The sequence below is a fragment of the Dryocola clanedunensis genome, assembly GCF_038405435.1.
Lineage (GTDB): Bacteria > Pseudomonadota > Gammaproteobacteria > Enterobacterales > Enterobacteriaceae > Dryocola > Dryocola clanedunensis_A.
Genome location: NZ_JBBYHZ010000116.1, coordinates 1 through 614, shown reverse-complemented (window position 1 = coordinate 614; position 614 = coordinate 1). Strand labels below are relative to the sequence as shown.

Below are 614 nucleotides of genomic sequence, written 5' to 3'. Positions count from 1 at the left end.
GGACACCCGTCGCAACCGCGCGGTGACCGATCTGGTCGAGCCCGGCTCGACCATGAAGCCGCTGACCATCGCCTCGGCGCTGCAGTCCGGCGTGGTCACCAAGGACACCACGGTGGATACCAACCCGGGTTACATGGCTGTCGGGCGTTTCACCATCAAGGACGTGCCGCGCAACAACGGCGTGCTCAACGTCACCGGCGTGATCACCCGCAGCTCGAACATCGGCGCGGCCAAGATCGCGGCCAAGATGCCGGACCAGGTCTTCTACGACCACGTGCACAGCTTCGGCTACGGCGTGTCGCCGCACAGCGGCTTCCCCGGCGAATCGGCCGGCGTGCTGCCGCGCCCGGCGCGCTGGAGCGGCTCGTCCAAGACCACCATGTCCTACGGCTACGGCCTGAATGTCACCCCGCTGCAGATCGCCACGGCGTACTCGGCGCTGGGCAACGGCGGCAAGTTGATCGCGCCGACCTTCGTCAAGGGCCAGCGCAACGAAGGCAAGCAGATCATCGATGAGAGCATCGCCAAGGAAGTGGTGGCGATGATGGAAACCGTGGTCACCCAGGGCGGCGCCAAGCAGGCCGCGGTGCTGGGCTACCACGTGGCCGGCAAGA

1 protein-coding gene is annotated in these 614 nt (G+C 66.9%); it reads left to right on the top strand.

Annotated features, from left to right (window positions below; translation table 11 throughout):
* The coding region (locus tag AAE045_RS23755; protein WP_455549763.1) for a penicillin-binding transpeptidase domain-containing protein at positions 1–614 on the top strand (614 nt) is incomplete at both ends.